This window comes from Bradyrhizobium sp. USDA 4474, from assembly GCF_054057515.1.
This window is the reverse complement of the sequence record NZ_JBSRZJ010000002.1, coordinates 4,476,675-4,496,672: the sequence shown is the minus strand read 5'-3', so window position 1 is coordinate 4,496,672 and position 19,998 is coordinate 4,476,675. Positions and strand designations below refer to the sequence as shown.

The 19,998-nt window shown below is 61.2% G+C and carries 18 protein-coding genes, 2 tRNA genes and 1 pseudogene; 11 read left to right on the top strand and 10 right to left on the bottom strand.

From position 1 onward, the window contains the following. Nucleotides 1-546 precede the first annotated feature (546 nt). The gene (locus ACVW16_RS23160; RefSeq protein ID WP_456701409.1) at nucleotides 547-864 is read right to left on the bottom strand and encodes a hypothetical protein; all 318 of its coding nucleotides are present in this window, start codon (nucleotides 862-864) and stop codon (nucleotides 547-549) included. Nucleotides 865-1,249: 385 nt separating this feature from the next. Between ACVW16_RS23160 and ACVW16_RS23155 the strand changes: the two genes are divergently transcribed. Continuing rightward, nucleotides 1,250-1,999: a hypothetical protein gene (locus ACVW16_RS23155; protein WP_456701408.1), complete on the top strand. Its 750-nt coding sequence runs from the start codon at nucleotides 1,250-1,252 to the stop codon at nucleotides 1,997-1,999. Nucleotides 2,000-2,172: 173 nt separating this feature from the next. Here ACVW16_RS23155 and ACVW16_RS23150 read toward each other — a convergent pair whose 3' ends face one another. After that, nucleotides 2,173-2,658 (bottom strand): restriction endonuclease, encoded by a 486-nt coding sequence (locus ACVW16_RS23150; protein ID WP_456701407.1) that lies wholly within the window; start codon nucleotides 2,656-2,658, stop codon nucleotides 2,173-2,175. A 154-nt stretch (nucleotides 2,659-2,812) separates the two neighbouring features. Beyond that, the gene (locus tag ACVW16_RS23145) at nucleotides 2,813-3,433 is read right to left on the bottom strand and encodes a recombinase family protein (RefSeq protein ID WP_456701406.1); all 621 of its coding nucleotides are present in this window, start codon (nucleotides 3,431-3,433) and stop codon (nucleotides 2,813-2,815) included. 267 nt (nucleotides 3,434-3,700) lie between these two features. Here ACVW16_RS23145 and ACVW16_RS23140 point away from each other — a divergent pair, with 267 nt between their 5' ends. Beyond that, nucleotides 3,701-4,096: a hypothetical protein gene (locus ACVW16_RS23140; RefSeq protein WP_456701405.1), complete on the top strand. Its 396-nt coding sequence runs from the start codon at nucleotides 3,701-3,703 to the stop codon at nucleotides 4,094-4,096. Here the strand turns inward: ACVW16_RS23140 and ACVW16_RS23135 are convergent. From ACVW16_RS23135 to ACVW16_RS23125, 3 genes and pseudogenes are all read right to left on the bottom strand, one after another. Next, nucleotides 4,086-5,033 (bottom strand): annotated as a pseudogene (locus tag ACVW16_RS23135) (IS630 family transposase). The gene ACVW16_RS23140 and the pseudogene ACVW16_RS23135 sit on opposite strands and share 11 nt — an antisense overlap. A gap of 1,208 nt (nucleotides 5,034-6,241) precedes the next feature. After that, complete coding sequence (locus ACVW16_RS23130; RefSeq protein ID WP_456701404.1) at nucleotides 6,242-6,718, bottom strand: hypothetical protein; 477 nt, start codon at nucleotides 6,716-6,718, stop codon at nucleotides 6,242-6,244. 134 nt (nucleotides 6,719-6,852) lie between these two features. Further along, on the bottom strand, nucleotides 6,853-7,254 hold the full coding sequence (locus tag ACVW16_RS23125) for a hypothetical protein (protein ID WP_456701403.1): 402 nt from the start codon (nucleotides 7,252-7,254) through the stop codon (nucleotides 6,853-6,855). 240 nt (nucleotides 7,255-7,494) lie between these two features. On the opposite strand from ACVW16_RS23125, the gene ACVW16_RS23120 reads away from it, so the two are divergent. The 3 genes from ACVW16_RS23120 to ACVW16_RS23110 all read left to right on the top strand — a co-directional run bounded on the left by ACVW16_RS23120 (nucleotide 7,495) and on the right by ACVW16_RS23110 (nucleotide 10,667). Then, nucleotides 7,495-7,779 (top strand): hypothetical protein, encoded by a 285-nt coding sequence (locus tag ACVW16_RS23120; RefSeq protein ID WP_456701402.1) that lies wholly within the window; start codon nucleotides 7,495-7,497, stop codon nucleotides 7,777-7,779. A gap of 758 nt (nucleotides 7,780-8,537) precedes the next feature. Continuing rightward, nucleotides 8,538-8,622 (top strand) — tRNA-Thr (locus tag ACVW16_RS23115). Nucleotides 8,623-9,008: 386 nt separating this feature from the next. Continuing rightward, a complete protein-coding gene (locus ACVW16_RS23110) occupies nucleotides 9,009-10,667 on the top strand; it encodes a recombinase family protein (protein ID WP_456705156.1) in 1,659 nt (552 codons plus the stop codon). Here the strand turns inward: ACVW16_RS23110 and ACVW16_RS23105 are convergent. From ACVW16_RS23105 to mnmA, 4 genes are all read right to left on the bottom strand, one after another. Further along, nucleotides 10,624-10,700 (bottom strand) — tRNA-Met (locus tag ACVW16_RS23105). The genes ACVW16_RS23110 and ACVW16_RS23105 overlap by 44 nt on opposite strands. A 258-nt stretch (nucleotides 10,701-10,958) precedes the next feature. Then, nucleotides 10,959-11,321 (bottom strand): hypothetical protein, encoded by a 363-nt coding sequence (locus ACVW16_RS23100; RefSeq protein WP_456701401.1) that lies wholly within the window; start codon nucleotides 11,319-11,321, stop codon nucleotides 10,959-10,961. A gap of 46 nt (nucleotides 11,322-11,367) precedes the next feature. Beyond that, a complete protein-coding gene (locus ACVW16_RS23095; protein ID WP_456701400.1) occupies nucleotides 11,368-12,006 on the bottom strand; it encodes a class I SAM-dependent methyltransferase in 639 nt (212 codons plus the stop codon). Nucleotides 12,007-12,026: 20 nt separating this feature from the next. Continuing rightward, the gene (gene mnmA / locus ACVW16_RS23090; protein ID WP_456701399.1) at nucleotides 12,027-13,208 is read right to left on the bottom strand and encodes a tRNA 2-thiouridine(34) synthase MnmA; all 1,182 of its coding nucleotides are present in this window, start codon (nucleotides 13,206-13,208) and stop codon (nucleotides 12,027-12,029) included. Between the two features lie 347 nt (nucleotides 13,209-13,555). Between mnmA and ACVW16_RS23085 the strand changes: the two genes are divergently transcribed. The 6 genes from ACVW16_RS23085 (at nucleotide 13,556) to ACVW16_RS23060 (ending at nucleotide 19,998) form a co-directional block, all read left to right on the top strand. Next, nucleotides 13,556-15,178: a flagellar hook-length control protein FliK gene (locus tag ACVW16_RS23085; RefSeq protein WP_456739050.1), complete on the top strand. Its 1,623-nt coding sequence runs from the start codon at nucleotides 13,556-13,558 to the stop codon at nucleotides 15,176-15,178. Nucleotides 15,179-15,191: 13 nt separating this feature from the next. Next, entirely contained in the window at nucleotides 15,192-15,914 is a 723-nt protein-coding gene (locus ACVW16_RS23080; RefSeq protein WP_456701397.1) for a flagellar hook assembly protein FlgD, read from the top strand. Between the two features lie 272 nt (nucleotides 15,915-16,186). Then, on the top strand, nucleotides 16,187-16,462 hold the full coding sequence (sciP, locus tag ACVW16_RS23075) for a CtrA inhibitor SciP (protein WP_002714638.1): 276 nt from the start codon (nucleotides 16,187-16,189) through the stop codon (nucleotides 16,460-16,462). A gap of 192 nt (nucleotides 16,463-16,654) precedes the next feature. Further along, on the top strand, nucleotides 16,655-18,268 hold the full coding sequence (fliF, locus tag ACVW16_RS23070; protein ID WP_456736186.1) for a flagellar basal-body MS-ring/collar protein FliF: 1,614 nt from the start codon (nucleotides 16,655-16,657) through the stop codon (nucleotides 18,266-18,268). Between the two features lie 15 nt (nucleotides 18,269-18,283). Beyond that, a complete protein-coding gene (gene fliG / locus ACVW16_RS23065; RefSeq protein WP_456701395.1) occupies nucleotides 18,284-19,378 on the top strand; it encodes a flagellar motor switch protein FliG in 1,095 nt (364 codons plus the stop codon). Beyond that, nucleotides 19,378-19,998 carry a FliH/SctL family protein gene (locus ACVW16_RS23060; RefSeq protein ID WP_456736187.1) on the top strand — a complete coding sequence of 207 codons (621 nt, stop codon included), beginning with the start codon at nucleotides 19,378-19,380 and terminating at the stop codon, nucleotides 19,996-19,998. The genes fliG and ACVW16_RS23060 overlap by 1 nt, the downstream gene beginning before the upstream one ends.

Here is a 19,998-nt window from a genome sequence, read left to right as displayed (position 1 = left end):
CATGCCACCACGAATCGATAATTTGCGCGCCGCTGCCGGCGTCGCTTTCATGGCGGCATGCCCGCCCTCACCCGCCGCCGCAGCAAGGACGTTCCCCACCGCGAAACGTGGCTGATCTATTGTCTGGAGTTTTACGAACGGGTTCTCAGACGAGCCGCGCCTTCAATCCAGAAGCAGCATTAGTCACGCCCTCACGCTGCATCGTAGCGGAGCCTCGCGAAGGCCGCTCCGACGTGCCGTTTGGATCCCACGACCGCGCCCTCCTCGCAGTGCGCGGACATTTCTGCCCCGGCGTCAAATTTTCCTTGCACCGCATTCTCGAATAGCATGTAGCCGCTAAGAGAGAATGTTCTGTCTTGATCCGACAAGAAGCCAGAAGCGGTGGGATGAGGGCTATTATAGCAACTGCTAATTAGACAATCAAAAAGGCCCGCCGCCGTCAATGCAAACACCCGTCGGCCCCCGCGTCGCCATCGGATGCGGAGGCCGATCGAACGCTTTAGCGCGCCTATAAGGGAAAGAAGATCGCGTTTAGGTGCCGCGGATTCAGTTCAGCAGTTCGAGGTGCTTAAAAGCAGAAAATGGGATGAAATGAGTCTTGTTACTTACATCCTGGCTTAACACGATCCAACTAGGACCGACAGCAGTTACGACTCCTTGCTCGGCAAGCCAGTAACCGCCGCCAGAAGCGCCGGAATTCCATTGCCACTCGTACCTCACGATTACTCGGGTAACTCCCGCCTTCAAAAACTGATTTGCATCCGAGGTTGACGAAACGGCAGCCGGTTGAACTGTCTGTCCGAAAGCTATGTTCGTCATCCCAACGAGGATGAGCAATGCTGCATAGAGTGGGTGCGTACGCATAATTACCTCCGTCATCTAAGGACTGATCTGGTAAAATAGACGTGCGCTAAAGCGCACTGATACTACCTCTCCGCTTGCAACCTGTAAACGTTGAATTGAAGTCGCACTCGCTGGGTCCGTGCTGGGCGGACGATGGCGGTCGCCATACTGCCGGCATTGTTGTCGAGTGCTCGGTGCCGGGCCTGAACGCAAGTTCGCGACGATAACGCGCCGAGTAGGCCATACCGGCCGATTATCGCGGCTTCGTCGAGGAAGCCGATCAAGGTCTGATCGTTTTTTCTTCGGTCCGGTGCAGACGTTGCTCTTTCGGGCTACCACCACATGGCGTGCTTGCGCTCCGAGACCCTTACTCGACTCTTGGGTGTGCGCGCGACATCATAGCTACATGAAAAAGCGCACCATCCTTCTGCCAATGGTCGCCGTCATTGTGGGCATGATGTGCGCCGTGGTTGGCTTGCTCTGGATGGCCGATGCCTGGGGTCCCCTAAAGGCCGGCGAGAGTGAGCGTTGCGACACTCAACTCCCGCAGTGGCTTGGCTGCGTTTTGAGCAGACACGGCGAGCTTGCCGGTGGCCTCATCGGAGCCGCTGGGGCAATCATAGCGGGAATGATGGCGTGGCTCGCGGCGATGAAAACAATCGACGACAACCGCGCAAGGGAATTGCGCGCCTTGGAAGTTGCTCACCTGCGAATTGGTACTATCGCTGACTGCTTCAACGAAGTTTGGCGCGTTGAGGAAAAAATGCAGCAGGGTGGCGACCTTGAGCGAGGGACACGGTTGATCTTCAGTCTTCTTCCGCTCGACGATTCCCGTGTGTGGGATGAGTGGATCAAACAGCTTAAAGACCTGTCGATGTCAGATGAGTTCGACGCCAAGCGCAAAATCGACCTCAAAGAGTTGGCCGAAACAGTGGAGACGGTCAGAAGCTATATTCCTATCGGACGGAATCCATTAATCGTTGACCCCGCATGGCGCAGGCGCCTTTCGGCTACTCTCAACTACTTCAAACACACTTGTGACAAATTCGATCCCGCCGGCCCCGACTACTTCAAAGGCCGAAAATCGAGTCCCTTGGACGAGCGCGAGGATTGGCAGCACATCGCTGGCCTAGTGAACTCGTTTGTGAAGGAGTAGCGGCGTCGCTCCCGTGTAGCGTTTGCCAAGACCGGCCGCGTGACGGAGGTCTCCAACCGGCGCGATCATCGGACCGCCTCACGTTGAGCCGGAAGATTTCGCAAGTTGCTCCAATCGCTGGAGCAGCATCTTGCCATCGATCAACTCGAGCCTCGACGGCATATGACAAGCAATCAACGGATCCTGTCGTAGACGAGGCGCAAAGTCAGAGGTGGTCGTGAGAAAGCCTTTCGAAGCGGTATCCCCCTGAAGCACGCCATGAGCGCTCGCACATCCTCGGCTGTAACCAAATGATCCGGCTTATAGGCCTTAACCTGGTCAATGACCCGGATACTGCCCAACCCCTTCTTAACGGCAATGATGTCTCGACCATAATCACCCGAATGCGGGGTCAGAGTTACCTCGTCAAACCCAGCCTTCTTGTACGCGCCAGCGATGATTTCTTCCCATTTTCGAGGAGGAATCTGAAAAGCCGCATTCGGATCGGCCCCCAACAATTTGACGATATCGAGCCAGGGCACAGTAACCGCTTCGATCAAGAGCCCTTCTTTGGTCTTGTCGCCGGTGATGACAACCGCCTGCATCACCAGACTGGCGCTCGCTGTTACTGCCCGAACCTCTTCGAGCGTGACGGTCGCGATTGCGGTGGAGACCGCCATAGAGGAGGCTACCGCGTGTACCGTTCTCACCGTCGACCCGCAGCGCGGACAGGGATATCTTGACGGGCGATCGAGATCGTCGGGGACGCCCTCGCCACAACTCGAACAGGTGACTGGAGAACTCATGGGTTCGTGCTTGTCCGGTTTTTCGAAGTTAGGCGGCTTGCTTGATGCGCTTCGCGATCTTCGCCACTGTCGCGCGGCTGCAGCCGGTCATGTTCTGGATTGATCCCCACGATTGGCCAGCGGCAAGCATGTTGGCGATGCCGTCATTTCGGTCCGTATCTTCCGGGCGGCCCTTGTAGCGGCCCTCTGCCTTCGCCTTCGCTTGGCCCTGTTCCTGCCGTCGACGCCGATCAACATAGTCCTTCCGCGCCACGGCCGCGAGCATGTCGAGCAGCATGCCGTTGATCGCCTCAAACATGCGGCCAGTGAACTCGTCACCTGCGTTGGTCGCCATCATCCATGACGTCGGCAGGTCCAGCGCCACGACGCGCACGCGACGCGCGGTCATCTCCGCTTTGAGGCGCTCCCAGTTCTCAGCGGTCAAGCGCGATAGACGGTCGACCTGTTCGACAAGGAGAATGTCGCCCGGGTGTGCATCCGCGAGCAGGCGGAACAGCTCCGGCCGGGCGAGCTTGGCGCCGCTCTCGTTCTCGGCGTACCACGCGGCGATCGTGAGTCCGCGCTCGGTGGCGAAGGACTTAAGCTGGCTCCGCGCTCGGTTCGCATCTTGCTCCGAGGTCGACGCTCTGAGGTAAGCCCGAACGAACATCTCGACCCCTCCGGTTCACTTTGGATGGTTCATATAATATTGGTTCATTTTGAATTTTCAAACTGAATTAGTGAACCAGCGCGGAAATCGAACCACCGGTGCAGCGCTCGGTACTGTCGTAGGACACCGGGAAAATCGATTCAGAACACTGTGAAATTTGCGGGTGCATGAAGCAAAAACGCCGCCCGCTTAAATGTCGCGCGAGCGGCGGCTTTCCAGCCCCCGGGAGGGGGGAAATGGGCAATTCCCCGGTGACGATTAGTCTGCATGACCCATGCCAAGGTTTTGTGTGATGCGGCTCCGCGTCAAGTATTTCAGAGAGACCGGCCCCTAGGCGCGTTTCTGCCGACGAGAGCGGTCGTTCGCAGGCTGGGTTCGGCTCTGCGCTTTAGCCTGCGGGTTCAGCCGCTGCATCCGGACTTGCTCCGAAAACCGGCCTTTCTCATCTTGTCAGCCTCGGCGGAAGACATACAGCTCTTGCCGGAGGGCACGGCGGTCGCGTTTTCCTATTGGGTGAAGTTCTGCAAAGCCACCGCGCTGAAAAGCGCGGCTTCCTGGATACGGAAGCCCAAAACCGTCGACGGCAAGCCGCTCGTTGCTGCCACTGTAGTTCAGCCTGATGGTGAAGCCGAGTTCTTGATGCTAGAGCGTTTCACGTTTTGATGGAAGCGTATCCGGCGTTTTCGAAGTAGTTGCTGCATTCGTTGGGCTGGATGGTTGTGATGAGGCCGCCGATATGGCGGCAAATGTCGTCGATCGTGCGCTTCTGGGCGGAGCGCATCCAGTGCTTGATCTTGGCGAAGGTTTGTTCGATCGGATTGAGGTCGGGGGAGTATGGCGGTAGGTACCAGAGCCTGGCGCCGGCGGCTTTGATCAGGCTGCGCAGGGCAGCCGATTTATGGCTGCCGAGATTGTCCAAGATGACGATGTCACCCGGCTGAAGCTGCGGGACGAGAACCTGCTGGACATAGGCGCGGAAGCATTCGCCGTTGATCGGGCCATCGAACAGGCAGGGTGCGGTGAGACGGTCACAGCGCAATGCGCCAAGGAATGTCAGCGTCCGCCAGTGACCATGTGGCGTGAAGCTGCGCACCCGCTCGCCTTTTGGTCCCCATCCGCGCAGTGGGGCCATATTGGTTTTGATCCAGGTCTCGTCGATAAAGACCAGGCGCCGGGGATCGAGTTTGGCCTGCCATGAGCGCCAGCGCTGGCGTCTACGCGCGATGTCGGAGCGAGCTCGCTCGAGGGCGAGCAGCGTTTTTTTTGAACCGCAGTCCCTCGCGCCGTAGAAACAGCCAAACCGCATTGTGGGAGACCTTGACCCCGCGCGCGAAAAGCTCGTCCTTGAGGGCGTGAAGCGTCAATGCGGCGTCTGACTGATCCGCTCCTTGCTGAAGGCGCGATGTGGCTCAAGCACGGGCTTGCGATGGCCGCCCATCTTTCCGGGCGCTACCGAGCCGCTCGTCCGATAACGCTGCGACCACTTCACAACCGACGAAACCGCAACCCCAAACCGTGTTGCTACCGAGCGGCAGCTCTCGCCCTTTACAACCGCCGCAACCGCACGCTTACGCAGATCATTGGAAATTGGTCGGACCATCGGATGCTGGCCTCCATCCCAGCCAGCATCTTGAATCATATTCGTCTCTGATCCGGAATCCCTTCCGATTCAATAAATTCGTGAACCGCTCTAGCGACACTCGCAATAGCCGTTTGGATCACAATAAAAGTTATCGGGGTTTTGGCACCAGGTCTCGCAATACTGCGGGTTGTCGCATCGACAGTAAGGCGCGAGTGGTGCCTCGTGACACAAATAGTCATCGTCGGACTTATGGAATTTCGGCTTCTTATGTTTGTGAATTGCAACTTTTCCTACCGGCGAAGCATTCGAAATTGAGTAGTCCGCGGCGATTGTTGCTGAAGGGTAGAGAAATGAGAGAAAGGTTAGGGCAACAGCAATTTGCCTCTTCATAAAAGTAGATCTCCCTCTGAACATGATTCGACGTGCACAGGATCGGTCGATCGACATCTTTGCAATTCGTTCGCGCCGGGCGCTACGCCCGTTTACCGATTGGCACAACTTTCCCACCGTCCCGTATCACGAGAGGGACGACAGCGGCCCTGGCGAGGTCGTCCTGGGCCGTTGCTCGCAAGCTCCTGGACGAGCACGACAACAAGCGCAAGGAAGCGGAAGAGGCCTACGTCAAGGCGACCGTGAAGAGCGCGCGCGAACCGCTACATCCGCGTCGTGCCCCGCTGCCTCGCGCTCATCGAGCGCGTGCCCAGCGTTCTGTGCGTCGGACCTCACGCGATCTTTGCCGAGGCTGTCAAAGAGGACCGGAAAGCGCCCGCGACACGCGCTGGCTGATCAGTCCTCCTACGCCACCGCTGGTTTCGCCCGATGAGTAATTCAAACCCTCAGAAAATCGGGCTACTCACGCAACTGTGACTTTTTATTTCAAAGTCCTTCTTCGTCTCAGGGTTCGGCTCTGGCGCGTACTCGACGAAGGGGTGGCCGGCACCAAACAGCGGTTCTCAGGCTTGAGCCAGCGTGCCGGTGCGGCGAGCTGGTGTTGCGGGTGTTGGTGACCGGCGGCCCATCCGTGCGCGGTGGAGGCGGCATGCCAACGCATGAACGCCATATCGCACCCGGCGTTGGAATTGCGCATCACTAGACCGGGACAATCAGAAACACGCCGGGCATCGGCGCGAGATTACCGACCTAGCCGCTGATCACCCGCAACAGGCTGATGATCGCGGCTTGGTTGGTGGTGATGCTGTGAGATTGCACATCAGGACGCTGACTAGTCAGGTCTTGTATGGCGTCGGCCTATATGTCTTGTGGTCGGGATGGGGACTTCCGCTTAGATAAAGGACGGACCCACAGTCGTTGCAAACCATCACGTCACATCTACCGGGGTTCCAAGTCTGGCTCTGCAATATCCCGATGTGCCGGTCACCGAAGCAACTGACGCACACCTCAACGGATGATCCATTTTCCGCCTCTGCTTGCTTGGTGCGGTAAACCCGGATGCCTGGCTCCAGTTCAACAAGCTCGTAATTCGTTTTTTGTGCCTCCCAATCCTCGAAGGTCTTAAGCTTCGCTTCCAGCTCCTGAATTTTTTCTGCCGCTTCGGCGTATCTTGTCTGGGCAGTAAAGATGTGTTCCCAAAGCTCAGATACAGCTTTATTGCGAACGTTTTCATCGTTCATGTCCTTCATTGACTTCGCAATGTTGAACATCGAATTAAACGCGCTCAGACCTGCGAAAACCTCGGCCACCATCCTTTTTCCACCCCTGCTTGTTTGGACCGGTCCGGTATGGACCACTGCCGAAAAATACCACGTCTTCTGCCAAAAGGACTGATGGAAGGCAGCCGATCCACAAAGTTGCAGTGATCAGGGGCTCGTCCTATCGTTCACCCGGCCATCACGTCGACGGCGGATCGCTCGCCGAAAGCTTGTTCGGTCGCATGGCACCAGATGGCTGCGCTTGTACCGATGCCGCGCACCTCTGAGCAGTCCTTGCAGCACATGTGGTTCTCTAGCTCGTAAGCCGGCGTTGAGTTCGGTCGCCGCATCGATGTGCGAATTGCCCAAGGCTTCACGCTCGCACCTTGCACAGCGGTCGCGCAACTGGCATCAATTTGTTTTTGAGGATTTCCGATGCGATTTGCTTTTCTGGTTCCGCTCGCTTTGCTGTCGACCATGCCTTCCCTGGCGAGCGCCGATCCCAACGAAGACTGCTTCAAGACGAAAGCCGACGTGCGCGACCCGCTGATCGACACTTCGCAGGCGCTGTTGAACATGACGGCAGCCATCCGCAAGGTTCTCATTGTTAATGGCTTTCAGGATCTGGCTAGGCCTCATCGCAGGGATCAAGAATGCCGGCAGTGCCTTGTCGGCAGTGGCCTACTTGAACGTGGCGGTGAAGGCGAAACAAAATCCGGGTTACTGTTCCGGATTGACCGAGGATCAGTGCTACGAGCGTTCATTCAAAGAGCTCCAAAACGCTCCAGATGCCGCGAAGTTCTTAACTCAGTTGGACCGGCTGCCCCCAGATGGCCGACGAGTACATCGTCGTTACCGGGAGCACGGCTGTCCAGCACGACCCGAATTTGAGGCGCACGATCTGTCAGGCAGACTACACTTTAAACCTTGCCGCGTTTAGCATGCTTGGAGTTGAGATGAGCCAAAAAGACCTCAAGGTCTTAGAGGATATTCAAAGAGTGCAAGGGGGCGCGGGACTGGTTTCCGGCCAGAAGGTCTACTCGCGCAGATCCTATAGCGTGCAGCCTGACGGCAATGGCGGAATGACCATTTCGCTCATAAGCGATCAGCGCTGATCACTGTTCCTAATAAATGGGGGGACAGACGAATAGGCCGCAGGGCAGCTCGGCATCAGACGCGCACGGCTCTTCGGAATCTCGTTATCGCGCGTACTCGTACAATTCAGGCTCACCAGAGGGCTCCAGCCCCAAGTCAAGATGTGCGTTGAACTGAGGAGCCGCCCCCGATGCCTGACAGGAAGCGTCTTGGATTGAATAGCCCAACGGACTTGTTGGCGAAACTTCATTGGGAAATCGGTCAACTTGGTCTTCCTATAGACGAGGAGGCTATCGCGTCCTACCGGGCGTTCAATTGCGCAGTGACGGCCTGGAGCATTGCGACTGGGTCTGGAGTGTGGCTGCCCCTGACTTACGCGAGCGATTTCGAACGGAAAGTCCAAACTCGAGTGCCATGGTTCGGAGCCTCTTGCCTCCCTGCTGAGAAAGCAAAGCCGTGAACTCGCCATTTGTCAGCAGTGAGCAAACGGGTCGAAGCACTTTGTCCTCGACAAACACATCGACGAGGCTGTTTCCTCCTACAGGACCGCCAGCGTATCGCTCTATCTTTCAGACGACGGAAGGGGACGTTCGGTAACCTCCTTGAGAGGGTAAGGTCGATCCGCTGATGGTCATGCGATGGGATACCTTGCGGAGGTCGGCCCGGCTCGTCTGCATGAGCAGCCCTCACAGCACCAGTTTCGCAGCAGAAACGATCGGGGCGAGGCGGAACGAACGAGACCACAGTCGTTATCCGCCGCTCATAACGGTCTAGTTGCAGGTTAATTCGGGTCGAACTAGCAACGAGGTCGCACTCTGTTAGTGACGGCTGAAACAGGGGTTCGATTCCCCTAGGGAGCGCCAGTGATTTCAACAACTTACTGACGCGCCCGGTGGTGCCGGTTTGTCGGCCCACCATCTGCTACGTGCCAGAGAGCTGATGTAGTCCTGCTTAGCAGCACGCACTCGGCGGTGAGGGCCTTCTGAACTCTATCTCATTTTCGTCGCCGCGGTATCCAATTACACGACGAGCTCATAGCGGCCATTCGGTTTATGCACCGCACAAGTATGATGCTCTGGATGAACACGGACTGGCGCCAGCGCAGGTGCGTGCACCTCGTTGGGCTGGCAAATCACCTAGAATTCGACCGTGCGTGAAGCGCCTCGCGAATTGTCCTTGCAGACGAAACCAGACAAGGCGATCTTACGCCTTGCACGCGTACTTGCTCGTCTGGCGGCAAGGGAAGATCATGAAAGAGAGCTTGCCGATCGAAGAGACAAGGAAGAGAGCGACGATCTACGCTCGATTTTCAACCGATCTTCAGAACGAGCGTTCGATTGAAGATCAACTTTCACTTTGTCAAAGCTATGCAGAGCGCGAAGGCTTAACGGTTGTCAGCACCCATGAAGATCGGGCTCGCTCAGGTGGCTCTGTCATGGGCCGCGAAGGCCTTCTGCGGATGTTAGACCGAGCGCGGGAGAGATCATTTGACGTAGTAATCGTCGAAGCGCTCGATCGCCTCTCTCGCGACATGGAAGATCTCGCAGGTATTCACAAACGATTATCTTTTCTCGGCATCGAGATCCGGGCAGTCCACGAAGGCGTCGTGAACACCGTGCTAGTCGGTCTTCGCGGCCTGGTCGGACAACTCTATCGCGAGGACAACGCGCACAAGGTGCGGCGTGGCCAAGCAGGTCGGGTCAGGCAGGGTTTGGCGGGAGGTGGTCTAACATACGGATACGCTGCGGTCGCTGGAAAGAGTGGCGAACGAGTCATCGTCGAGGCCGAGGCACAAGTGATCCGGCGCATCTTCCAGGAATACGTGGACGGTCGGACACCTCGCGAAATCGCGCACGATCTCAACAAGGAGAGGGTATCACCTCCGCGAGGGCGGACATGGAATGCCTCAACTATCAATGGCAATCTCGAGAGGGGAGCCGGCATTCTGCAAAACGAGCTTTATGTAGGGCGCCTCGTTTGGAACAAAGTCAGGATGGTGAAAGATCCCGACTCGGGAAAGCGCCTTTCACGACCAAATCCAAAGACTGACTGGCAGGTGGCTGAAGTGCCGCATCTTGCAATTGTCAATCGAGAGCTATTCCGATCTGCTCAGCAGCGCAAAGCGGATCGCGGTCACACCCACCCCAGCCATCAACGCCGGCCTCGTCGGATGCTATCTGGCCTGCTCCGTTGCGGCTCGTGCGGCTCGGGCATGGCGACCAATGGTCGCGACAAATCAGGGCGCGTTCGCGTTCGCTGCTCGACGGCGACTGAGAGCGGCACGTGTCCAGACGCCAAGACTTTTTATTTGGACGCCGTCGAGAGCGCGGTCCTCAACGGTCTAAAGGCCGAATTGCGTGCGCCGAAGGTTATCTCGGAATACGTACGCACGTATCTTGAGGAGCGGAAGCGCCTCGCGGCCACCTCACATGCGAAACGGCAGCGCCTTGAGCAGCAGCTTGGGCAACTAAACCGGGAAATCGAACGACTGGTGGATGCGATCGCGAAAGGACATGGCGATCCATCCGTTCTCGGACCGCGATCGACTGCCTTAGATGCCGAACGAAAGCGGATATCTGAGGAGTTGCAGAGTGAACCACCCGCCGTGAAGGAAGTCGCGCTGCATCCGGCCATCCTCAAACGATATGAGGAGCAACTCGGTCGGCTTGAAGAAGCACTGGGTAAAGGTGTCAGTGCGGGCGACGCAGAGGCCGCAGAAGCCATTAGGGACTTGGTCGAGACGATCACTGTGTTCCGCGATCCAGGCCGCCCAGGTGGTGTAGCCGTGGAGATAGCAGGCCGGCTAAACGCCCTGCTCGGGGAAAAGGACTATCCAAACCAAGTCAAAGGAGTGTGGGGAAAGGTGGTAGCGGGGGAGGGACTCGAACCCCCGACCCCAGGATTATGATTCCCGTGCTCTAACCAGCTGAGCTACCCCGCCACAGGGTCGCGAACGGCTGAACGGCCGATCTCGCGAACGCGCGGCATATAAGGAAGGGGGCGGTGGGAAGTCAATCCGCCTTCGCTAAAGCTTTGGCGGGACAAGGCGGTTGAGGGTGGAAAAGGGCCGATTTCGGCGGCGGACTCGCCCGTTTTCGGACGCCGGACCCGCGGGGAGGCCCCTCACCCGACATTCGCGCTGCGCGCGGATTGCGGCCTCTCCCCGGCGGGGAGAGGCGAAGCAGGGCGACGAACTACGCTATTTCGGCTTGATCGTGGGGTCGCCGCCGGGGCTGCCGGGGGGCGGGATGACAGGCATGCTGCCGTCGGTGCTCGGCGCGGGGGCGTGCATTTCGGGGTCGACGCCGGATGGCGGGCAGAGCACGCCGTCGGATTTGGCCAGCTTGTCGCCGAGCGGTTCCCGGGCTTGACCCGTCGTGGTGCCGTCAGGCGCGGTGGCGCGGTTCGGGCGGTCCTGCGGAGCGCAGTCCGCCGTGTGCTGCGGGGATGGCGGCGCGGTCGCTTGCGGCGGCGTCGCCGGGGCGGGCGGGGCCTGCGCGATCGCCGCGCCGGAGGCTGCGATCACGAGGCTGGCCAGGATGATTGATGATGTCGTGCGCATGGGAAGGAAACGCGCGGAACCCGCGCCCCGTTCCCCCGGCCGAACATTACGATTTATGGTAGCGGATCAGCGAGAAATGGCCCATCGGCGGCATGGGGCGGCGCTCGGCGAGCGTAATGCCGCCGTGCTTGGCGGCCCAGTTGACGAGACGGGCCCATGGGAATTCCGGACGCCAGCCGAGACGGCGCGCCAAGGGCGCAAAGGCGAGCTCGGAGAGTTTGCGCAGCCCTTTTTCGGCGCCGATGTGGTTGACCAGGATCAGTTCTCCGCCCGGCTTGAGCACGCGCACGAACTCGTCGAGCGTGCCTTCGGGATCGGGCACCGCAGTGATGACATATTGCGCGACCACCGCGTCGAAGGAGGCGTCGGGGAAGGCGAGGTTCTTCGCGTCCATCACCGAGAGCACTTCGACATTGGAGAGGCGAAGCGCGCGCACGCGTTGTTGCGCCTTGCGCAGCATCGGCTCGGAAATATCGACGCCGCAGATTTTCGTGGTGCGCGAATAATCCGACAGCGACAAGCCGGTGCCGACGCCGACGTCGAGGACGCGGCCGCCGATGCGGTCGGCCTCGGCGATGGTCGACTGCCTGCCAGCATCGAACACCTTGCCGAACACGAGATCATAGACCGGCGCCCAGCGGCCATAGGCCTTCTCGACCCCGGCCCGCGAGATGTCTGCTGCCATGCCCCTGCCCCGGAAATTTCCTAGCCGCGGACCGCCTCGACGAGCGGCCTCGCCGTGCTCGTAGCCACCTTCGCGGCGGCGCTCTGAATGAACCCGCCGCCGAGCACGCGCGCCTGCCCTGACGGTGCGTCGTAGAACACGCAGGCCTGGCCGGGCGAGACGCCCTCTTCGCCGGCGACAAGCTCGACCTCGTAATGGCCGTCGGCGCCGCGCAGCCAGGCTGGCTGGGGCGCACGCGTGGAACGCACGCGCACGAACAGCTCGAGACCAGACCCGATGGCGCGGTCGATGTCGCCGCCGCCAATCCAGTTGACGTCGCGCAAAGCGATGCGGTGCATCTTCAGCGCATCGCGCGGGCCGACCATGACGCGGCGGTTGGCCGCGTCGAGCCGCACCACGAAAAGCGGCGCGGCGGCCGCGATGCCGAGACCGCGGCGCTGGCCGATGGTGAAATTGGCGATGCCGTGATGCTGGCCGAGCACGCGGCCGTCGAGATCGACGATGTCGCCGCTTTCCATCGCGTTCGGACGCAGACGGGTGATGATGTCGGTGTAGCGCCCCGTCGGCACGAAGCAGATGTCCTGGCTGTCGTGCTTGTCGGCGACGCTAAGGCCGAAGCGGCGCGCGAGCTCGCGCGTCTCCGGCTTGGTCATGTCGCCGAGCGGGAAGCGCAGGAAGTCGAGCTGCTCCTGCGTGGTCGCGAACAGGAAATAGCTCTGGTCGCGGTCGCTGTCGGCGGCGCAGACCAGCGCGCGCGACCCATCGTCGCAGCGCCGCGAGGCGACGTAATGACCGGTGGCGAGTGCCTGCGCGCCAAGCTCGCGCGCGGTCTTCAGGAGGTCGCGGAACTTGACCGAGCGGTTGCACTCGATGCAGGGCACCGGCGTCTCGCCGAGCGCGTAAGAATCGGCAAAGTTGTCGATGACGGACTCGCGGAAGCGATCCTCGTAATCGAGCACGTAATGGGGAATGCCGAGCTTGGCCGCGACGTCGCGGGCGTCGTGAATGTCCTGGCCGGCGCAGCAGGCACCCTTGCGGTGAGTGGCCGCGCCGTGGTCATAGAGCTGCAGCGTGATGCCGACGACATCGTAGCCCTCGGCCTTCAACAGCGCAGCCGTCGTCGAGGAGTCGACGCCGCCCGACATGGCAACGACGACCCTGGTATCCTCAGGACGGCCTTCGAGATCCAGACTGTTGAGCATGGGCCTAAGCTGACGTGACGGCGGCGTTTGCCGCGATTGCTGATGCTCTGACCGGGACGTCAGCGGTCCCCGGGAACCCTTGTTCCCTCGGGGGCACTGGCTTGCCCGGTCGAAAGCGGCTGAGAGCTACCCTTTAATATAGGCGGCATTCCGGTGAAGCAATCATGCCCGCCCGGACGTGAGGGCAATTCTTGCCGGGGGCGGCAGAAATGACGGGGCTGAAAGCCGGCCGGCGGGTCGGCGACTTCCAATCAAGACGTTGATTTTACATCATAAAATCGGAAGACTCCGGACTGGCCCGCTCCTTGCTGACCTTCTGGTCCGAAGATGTTTTCAAGGGGTCGCCTGTGGTTGGTGTCACGTCAGACGTAGCGGCAAGTGCGCAGGTGTCGAGCGCGCAGCAGAAGCCTGTCCGGCCGCAGAACACCCAGGACACCACGCCCGGCGATTCCTTCGGTTCGCTGATCGATAGCAACACCCAGGCCATCAGCAACAGCGCGCCGCCGTCCTCGAGCCAGGACAACGCGCCGCGGCGCAGTGATTCGTCGTCATCCTCCGCGCCGTCGTCATCCTCCTCCTCGTCGAAACGAAACAACACCGCCTCGAGCGATCAATCCTCGCAGAGCAAGCCGAGCGACGCCGCGGATTCCGCGCCGCCGGCTAGCAACGCACCGCCCGCGCCTGCCAAGGCTGACGGGATATCCAAGGGCAAGACCGACGCCACCATCCTCAAGGGCGACAAATCCGACGGCACGAAGGATGCCAAGACCGACGGCACCGAGGGTCTCGCCGCCGCGGTGGACGCCACGGCCGCGGCGCAGACTGCAACGCCGGCAGCGACGCCTGATCCGACCGCCGTTCCCGTTGCCGTGCCCGTCGTTGCCGTTGATCCAAATGCCGCGGCGGCCCAGGCTAATGGCACGGCGTCCTCGCCGCTGACGATCGCGGCTGCCGGCATCGCCGCCAGCACCTCGACCGCAGCGCAGATATCCGGCCTCAAGCTGGATGCGACCGGCAAGGCCACGAAGACCGATGGCAAGACCACCACTGATGGCAAGGCCGCGCTCACCGATGCGGCCGCTACGACGACCGACGCGAGCGCGACCGATGCGACTGTCAACGCCGTGCAGCTGACCGCGGTCGACCAGGGCACGCCAAAAACCTCGTTCAAGGCCGCCGCGACAGCGCAAGGTCAGACCGACGTCTCCAATATCGGCCAGGACACCGGCAAGACCGCGCAGGCGACAACGCCTGCACAAAATCCGGCGGCCGCGACGACGACCATCGCCGCCCATCCGCAAACCGCCAAGCCGCAGCTTGATACGACGACTGCCGATGGCAAGCCCGCCGCCGCCGACAGCAAGGCGGATGCCACCCCGGCCGCATCGATCACGCACGTCCATGCCGATACGCAAGCGGTTGCTGCCACGACCGATGCCAGCACTCAGGCCGGCAACGCCGTGCAGGCGCCGCTGACCACCACGACGTCGGCCGCCACCGCCTCGACCGCGACACTCACCGCGACCGCGGCCAATGCGAATGCCGTGCCGATCAGCGGCATCCCGGTCGAGATCGCGGCCGCCGCGCGCTCCGGAAAAACCCGCTTCGACATCAGCCTCGATCCGGTCGATCTCGGCCGTATCGACGTCCGCATCAATGTCGACCGCAACGGCCAGGTCACCTCGCATCTCACGGTCGAGAAGCCGGAGACGCTTCAGATGCTGCGGCAGGACGCACCACAATTGCAGCGCGCGCTCGACGATGCAGGCCTCAAGACCGGCAGCAGCGGGCTCTCCTTCAGCCTGCGCGACCAGAATTCATCGGGCCAGAACACCGGCCAGAACAACGACAACTCTGGCAATTCCCGCCGGCTGATCATCAGCGAGGATGACCAGGCGCCAGCCGCGCCCGTCAGCCGCAGTTATGGCCGCATGCTCGGATCGAGCAGCGGCGTCGATATCAGAGTGTGAGGAGTATCAGGCCATGACCACCACGAATGCCGCCACCGCGCCATCAGTCGTCTCCGGCACGACGCAGACCTCGTCATCCTCCTCGTCCTCGTCGAGCGCGAGCCTGAGCTCGTCCACGGGCGCGACGCTCGCCGGCAACTTCCAGACCTTCCTGACGCTGCTGACCACGCAGCTGCAGAACCAGAACCCGCTCGATCCGCTCGACACCAACCAGTTCACCCAGCAACTGGTGCAGTTCGCCGGCGTCGAGCAACAGCTCAAGACCAATGATTCGCTGTCGCAGCTCGTGACCCTGCAGCAGACAACGCAGGCAACCCAGGCACTGGATTTTGTCGGCAAGAGCGCGGTGGTCGACGGCACCACCGCGACCATGTCGCAGTCCTCGGCGACCTGGCATCTCAACGTGCCCTCCAGCGCCACGGTCAGTATCTCCATCGCCAATTCCACCGGCCAGACCGTCTTCAACGGCCAATATTCCGCCGGTGCCGGCGCAGACATTCCCTTCACCTGGAACGGCCAGGGCAACGACGGCACGCAATGGCCCGATGGCAAGTACACGATCACGGCGACCGGCAAGGACGCCTCCGGCAACACTGTCGGCGTCGCCGCCCAGGTGCAGGGCACGGTGTCATCAGTCGACCTGACCCAGTCGCCGCCTTTGCTCACCATCGACGGCAACAGCTATACGCTGAGCCAGGTGAAGAGCGTCGTCGCGAGCACGAGCACCAGCAACTAAGCCGGCGCCCGCGCATTGAAGTACGGTCCGTGGCGTTCGCCGGGACCACATTTGAAGGCCTCTGCGACGTCCACGCAGCTCTCGTCAGTTAGTAAAGTATTTACCCAGACCCCGCCCGGCCGGTTGAAATCTTGTTTTCAACCCGCCGGGCCAGCGTCGCTCCAGCCAGTTTCAACGAGAATTGTATTGAAGCCTTAGGCTTAGCGGATTTTTAAGCCGGCCGGCGTAGGGTTCCTGAGTGAGTTCAGTGGTTGAGAGTTTGTGAGTACGCCATGACAGAACCCCATCGCCCGAGGGTAAAATACGTCATCGGGCCGGACGGCAGTCCGCTGACGATTGCAGATCTGCCCGCACCCGGCACCAAACGCTGGGTCATCCGCCGCAAGGCCGAAGTCGTAGCCGCGGTTCGCGGCGGACTTCTCTCGCTGGAGGAGGCCTGCAGCCGTTACACCCTGACGGTCGACGAATTCCTATCCTGGCAGTTTTCCATCGACCAGCATGGTCTGGCGGGGCTTCGCACCACCCGCATTCAGCAATATCGCCAGTAAGCAATCCGGAAATCTGCTGCCTTTGACGAAAATCGGCCCCGCTTTGCGAGGCCGATTTTTTTCATGTTTGCTTCTGGCGCGACTTTTGTCCGAGCTCTTAATGTTCGTTAACCATATCGAAACCATCACCTAGGCAATAATTGCCCAGTCGGCCGCTCTTGGGTTGCGGGTCGAATCTGTCGGGGCGGTTGCTTGCAGGGTCTTGCGGACTTTTTAAAAGGTATCGGCGCCGCCCGCTTCGGGGCGATGATCGCGGTCACCGCCGCCCTCATCGGCTTCTTTGCGTTCGTCATCATGCGGGTCACCACGCCGCAGATGACGACGCTGTTCACCGACCTCAGCATGGAGGATTCCTCCAGCATTATCAAAGACCTGGAACGCCAGGGCATCCACTACGAGCTGCGCAATGACGGCACCATCATCATGGTGCCCAAGGACAAGGTCACGCGTCTGCGCATGAAGCTCGCCGAGGGCGGCCTGCCCAAGGGCGGCGGCGTCGGCTACGAGGTCTTCGACAAGTCGGACGCGCTCGGCACGACCTCTTTCGTCCAAAACATCAATCATCTGCGCGCGCTGGAGGGCGAACTCGCCCGCACCATCAGGGCCATCGACCGGATCCAGGCCGCCCGCGTCCACCTCGTGCTGCCCGAGCGCCCGCTATTCGCGCGCGACGCGCCGGAGCCGTCGGCCTCGATCGTGGTCCGGGTTCGCGGCGCGCTCGAAGCCCAGCAGATCCGCGCCATCCGCCACCTCGTCGCATCCGCTGTCAACGGTCTGAAGCCGCAGCGGGTCTCGATCGTCGATGAAGCCGGCCAGCTGCTCGCCGACGGCGCCGCCACCGATCCGGAGCAGGCCGCAGGCGACGACCGGCGCATCGCCTTCGAGAAGCGGCTGCGCAAGGAGGTCGAGGACATCGTCTCCTCCGTAGTCGGCTCCGGCCGCGCCCGGGTCCAGCTCTCCGCCGATTTCGACTTCAACAAGATTACCCAGACCTCGGACAAGTTCGATCCTGAAGGCCGCGTGCTGCGCTCGACCCAGACCCGCGAAGAGCAGAGCATGACGGCCGACAATAACGGCCAGGTCACGGTCAACAACGAGCTTCCCGGTCAGCAGCAGAACAGCGGCCCGGCCGCCAAGGACCAGAGCAAGAAGACCGAAGAGACCAACAATTACGAGATCTCCCGCACCACCAAGACCGAAGTGACCGAGGCCGGCCGGGTCAACCGCATCTCGGTCGCGGTGCTGGTCGACGGCATCTACACCAAGAACGACAAGGGCGAACTCACCTACACCGACCGCACCAAGGAGCAGCTCGACCGCATCGCCACCCTGGTGCGCTCGGCGATCGGCTTCGACCAGAAGCGCGGCGACCAGGTCGAGGTCGTCAATCTGCGCTTTGCCGACGCCCCCTCCACCGCCCCGATCGTCGAGCCCTCCGGCTTTCTCGGCATGCTGCAATTCACCAAGGACGACGTCATGTACTTCGTCGAGCTCGGCGTGATGCTGCTGCTCGGCCTGGTCGTGATGTTCATGGTGATCCGCCCGCTGGTGAAGCGCATCCTCGCCTCCGACGAAGTCGCCGCCGCCATCTCCGGCGTGCTCTCGGGCCCCGCAGCTTCCGAAGAGGCCGCCCCGCCCTCCGGCCAGCCGCTGCTGCCGGGCGGCGCCGCCAGCGCCATCGACGTCGCCACCATCCAGGGCCAGGTCCACGCCCAGTCCGTTCATCGCGTCGGCGAGCTCGCCGAACGCAATCCCAACGAAACCGTCGCCATCATCCGGCAATGGCTGACCGAACCCGCGAAATGATCGAGTGAACCTGACATGGCCGCATCCCTGCAAAACGCCAACTCGAACGACATCACCAGCGTGATCTCAACGCTCGGCCAGCGAGCCGGCAACCGCGCCAACGGCAAGGGCGCCGAGCAACTGACCGGCCCGCGCCGCGCCGCGATCCTGATGCTGGCGCTGGGTGAGCAATATGGCGGCAAAATCTGGTCGCTGCTCGACGACGACGAGGTGCGGCAGCTCTCGCTGGAAATGTCGACGCTCGGCACCGTCGAGGTCGACACGGTCGAGGACATGCTGCTCGAATTCGTCTCGCGCATGTCGGCTTCCGGCGCGCTGATGGGCAATTTCGACGCCACCGAGCGGCTACTGCAGCAATACCTGCCGCCGGAGCGAGTCAACGGCATCATGGACGAGATCCGCGGCCCTGCGGGGCGCAACATGTGGGAGAAGCTCTCCAACGTGCAGGAAGAGGTTCTCGCCAACTACCTCAAGAACGAATATCCGCAGACCATCGCGGTGGTGCTGTCGAAGCTGAAGCCGGAACATGCCGCCCGCGTGCTCGGCATCTTCCCCGAGGACCTCGCGCTCGATGTCGTCAACCGCATGCTGAAGATGGAGGCGGTGCAGAAGGAGGTGATCGAGAGCGTGGAGAAGACGCTGCGCACCGAATTCATGTCGAACCTGTCGCAGACCCGCCGCCGCGACGCCCACGAGGTGATGGCGGAAATCTTCAACAATTTCGACCGTCAGACCGAAACCCGCTTCATCACCTCGCTCGAAGAGGACAACCGGGAATCGGCCGAGCGCATCAAGGCGCTGATGTTCACCTTCGACGATCTCGTGAAGCTCGATTCCGGATCGGCCCAGACGCTGATGCGCAACGTCGACAAGGACAAGCTCGGCGTGGCGCTGAAGAGCGCCAACGAGGATGTCCGCAGCTTCTTCTTCGGCAACATGTCCTCCCGCGCGGCCAAGATGCTGCAGGACGACATGGCGGCGATGGGCCCCGTGCGCCTGCGCGACGTCGATGAGGCCCAGGCGCTGCTCGTCAACCTCGCCAAGGATCTCGCCGCCAAGGGCGAGATCATGCTGACCAAGAACCGCGCTGACGACGAACTGGTGTATTGATGGGCGCTCCGGCCAAATTCCTGTTCGATACCGACTTCGCCGCGCCCGACCGGGCGCGCGAGAAGGCCACGACGGCGGCCGAGATCGCGCAGAAGGTCGCGGAAGCCGAAGCCCGTGCCTATCAGGACGGCTTTGCCGCAGGCCAGCGCGAGGCCAAGGCCGAGAGCGACCGCCGCGTCGCCCTCGCGATGGAAGAGATCAGTATCGGCATCAGGGGCGTCGCGTCCGGCATCGGCAACATCGAAACCAAGATGGAGACCGAGGCGGTCGAGGTCGCCATCGCCGTCGCCCGCAAGCTGTGCGCCGACCTCATTGCCGCCGAGCCGCTCGGCGAGATCATGGCGCTGGTCAAGGACTGTTTTTCGCATCTGGTGGCGACGCCGCATCTCGTCGTCCGCATCAACGACGCGCTCTACGACAGCGCGCGCGAGAAGATCGAGCGGCTTGCCAAGCAGAGCGGTTTCGAAGGACGGCTGGTGATCCTGGCCGAACCCGAAATTGCCGCCGGCGACTGCCGGATCGAATGGGCCGACGGCGGCGTCGTGCTGGAGCGCAGCGCCATCGCGGCCAGGATCGACGAGATGGTCGGACGCTATATCGCGTCCCGCAGGGGGAGTTAA

What these genes read in the sequence shown, in the direction of transcription:
- ACVW16_RS23160 (WP_456701409.1), bottom strand. Translation starts at nt 864, where the DNA reads ATGCGTACGCACCCACTCTATGCAGCATTGCTCATCCTCGTTGGGATG.
- ACVW16_RS23155 (WP_456701408.1), top strand. Translation starts at nt 1,250, where the DNA reads ATGAAAAAGCGCACCATCCTTCTGCCAATGGTCGCCGTCATTGTGGGC.
- ACVW16_RS23150 (WP_456701407.1), bottom strand. Translation starts at nt 2,658, where the DNA reads ATGGCGGTCTCCACCGCAATCGCGACCGTCACGCTCGAAGAGGTTCGG.
- ACVW16_RS23145 (WP_456701406.1), bottom strand. Translation starts at nt 3,433, where the DNA reads ATGTTCGTTCGGGCTTACCTCAGAGCGTCGACCTCGGAGCAAGATGCG.
- ACVW16_RS23140 (WP_456701405.1), top strand. Translation starts at nt 3,701, where the DNA reads ATGACCCATGCCAAGGTTTTGTGTGATGCGGCTCCGCGTCAAGTATTT.
- ACVW16_RS23130 (WP_456701404.1), bottom strand. Translation starts at nt 6,718, where the DNA reads ATGGTGGCCGAGGTTTTCGCAGGTCTGAGCGCGTTTAATTCGATGTTC.
- ACVW16_RS23125 (WP_456701403.1), bottom strand. Translation starts at nt 7,254, where the DNA reads ATGGCTGCCGTCATGTTCAACAGCGCCTGCGAAGTGTCGATCAGCGGG.
- ACVW16_RS23120 (WP_456701402.1), top strand. Translation starts at nt 7,495, where the DNA reads ATGGCCGACGAGTACATCGTCGTTACCGGGAGCACGGCTGTCCAGCAC.
- ACVW16_RS23110 (WP_456705156.1), top strand. Translation starts at nt 9,009, where the DNA reads ATGAAAGAGAGCTTGCCGATCGAAGAGACAAGGAAGAGAGCGACGATC.
- ACVW16_RS23100 (WP_456701401.1), bottom strand. Translation starts at nt 11,321, where the DNA reads ATGCGCACGACATCATCAATCATCCTGGCCAGCCTCGTGATCGCAGCC.
- ACVW16_RS23095 (WP_456701400.1), bottom strand. Translation starts at nt 12,006, where the DNA reads ATGGCAGCAGACATCTCGCGGGCCGGGGTCGAGAAGGCCTATGGCCGC.
- mnmA (WP_456701399.1), bottom strand. Translation starts at nt 13,208, where the DNA reads ATGCTCAACAGTCTGGATCTCGAAGGCCGTCCTGAGGATACCAGGGTC.
- ACVW16_RS23080 (WP_456701397.1), top strand. Translation starts at nt 15,192, where the DNA reads ATGACCACCACGAATGCCGCCACCGCGCCATCAGTCGTCTCCGGCACG.
- sciP (WP_002714638.1), top strand. Translation starts at nt 16,187, where the DNA reads ATGACAGAACCCCATCGCCCGAGGGTAAAATACGTCATCGGGCCGGAC.
- fliG (WP_456701395.1), top strand. Translation starts at nt 18,284, where the DNA reads ATGGCCGCATCCCTGCAAAACGCCAACTCGAACGACATCACCAGCGTG.
- ACVW16_RS23060 (WP_456736187.1), top strand. Translation starts at nt 19,378, where the DNA reads ATGGGCGCTCCGGCCAAATTCCTGTTCGATACCGACTTCGCCGCGCCC.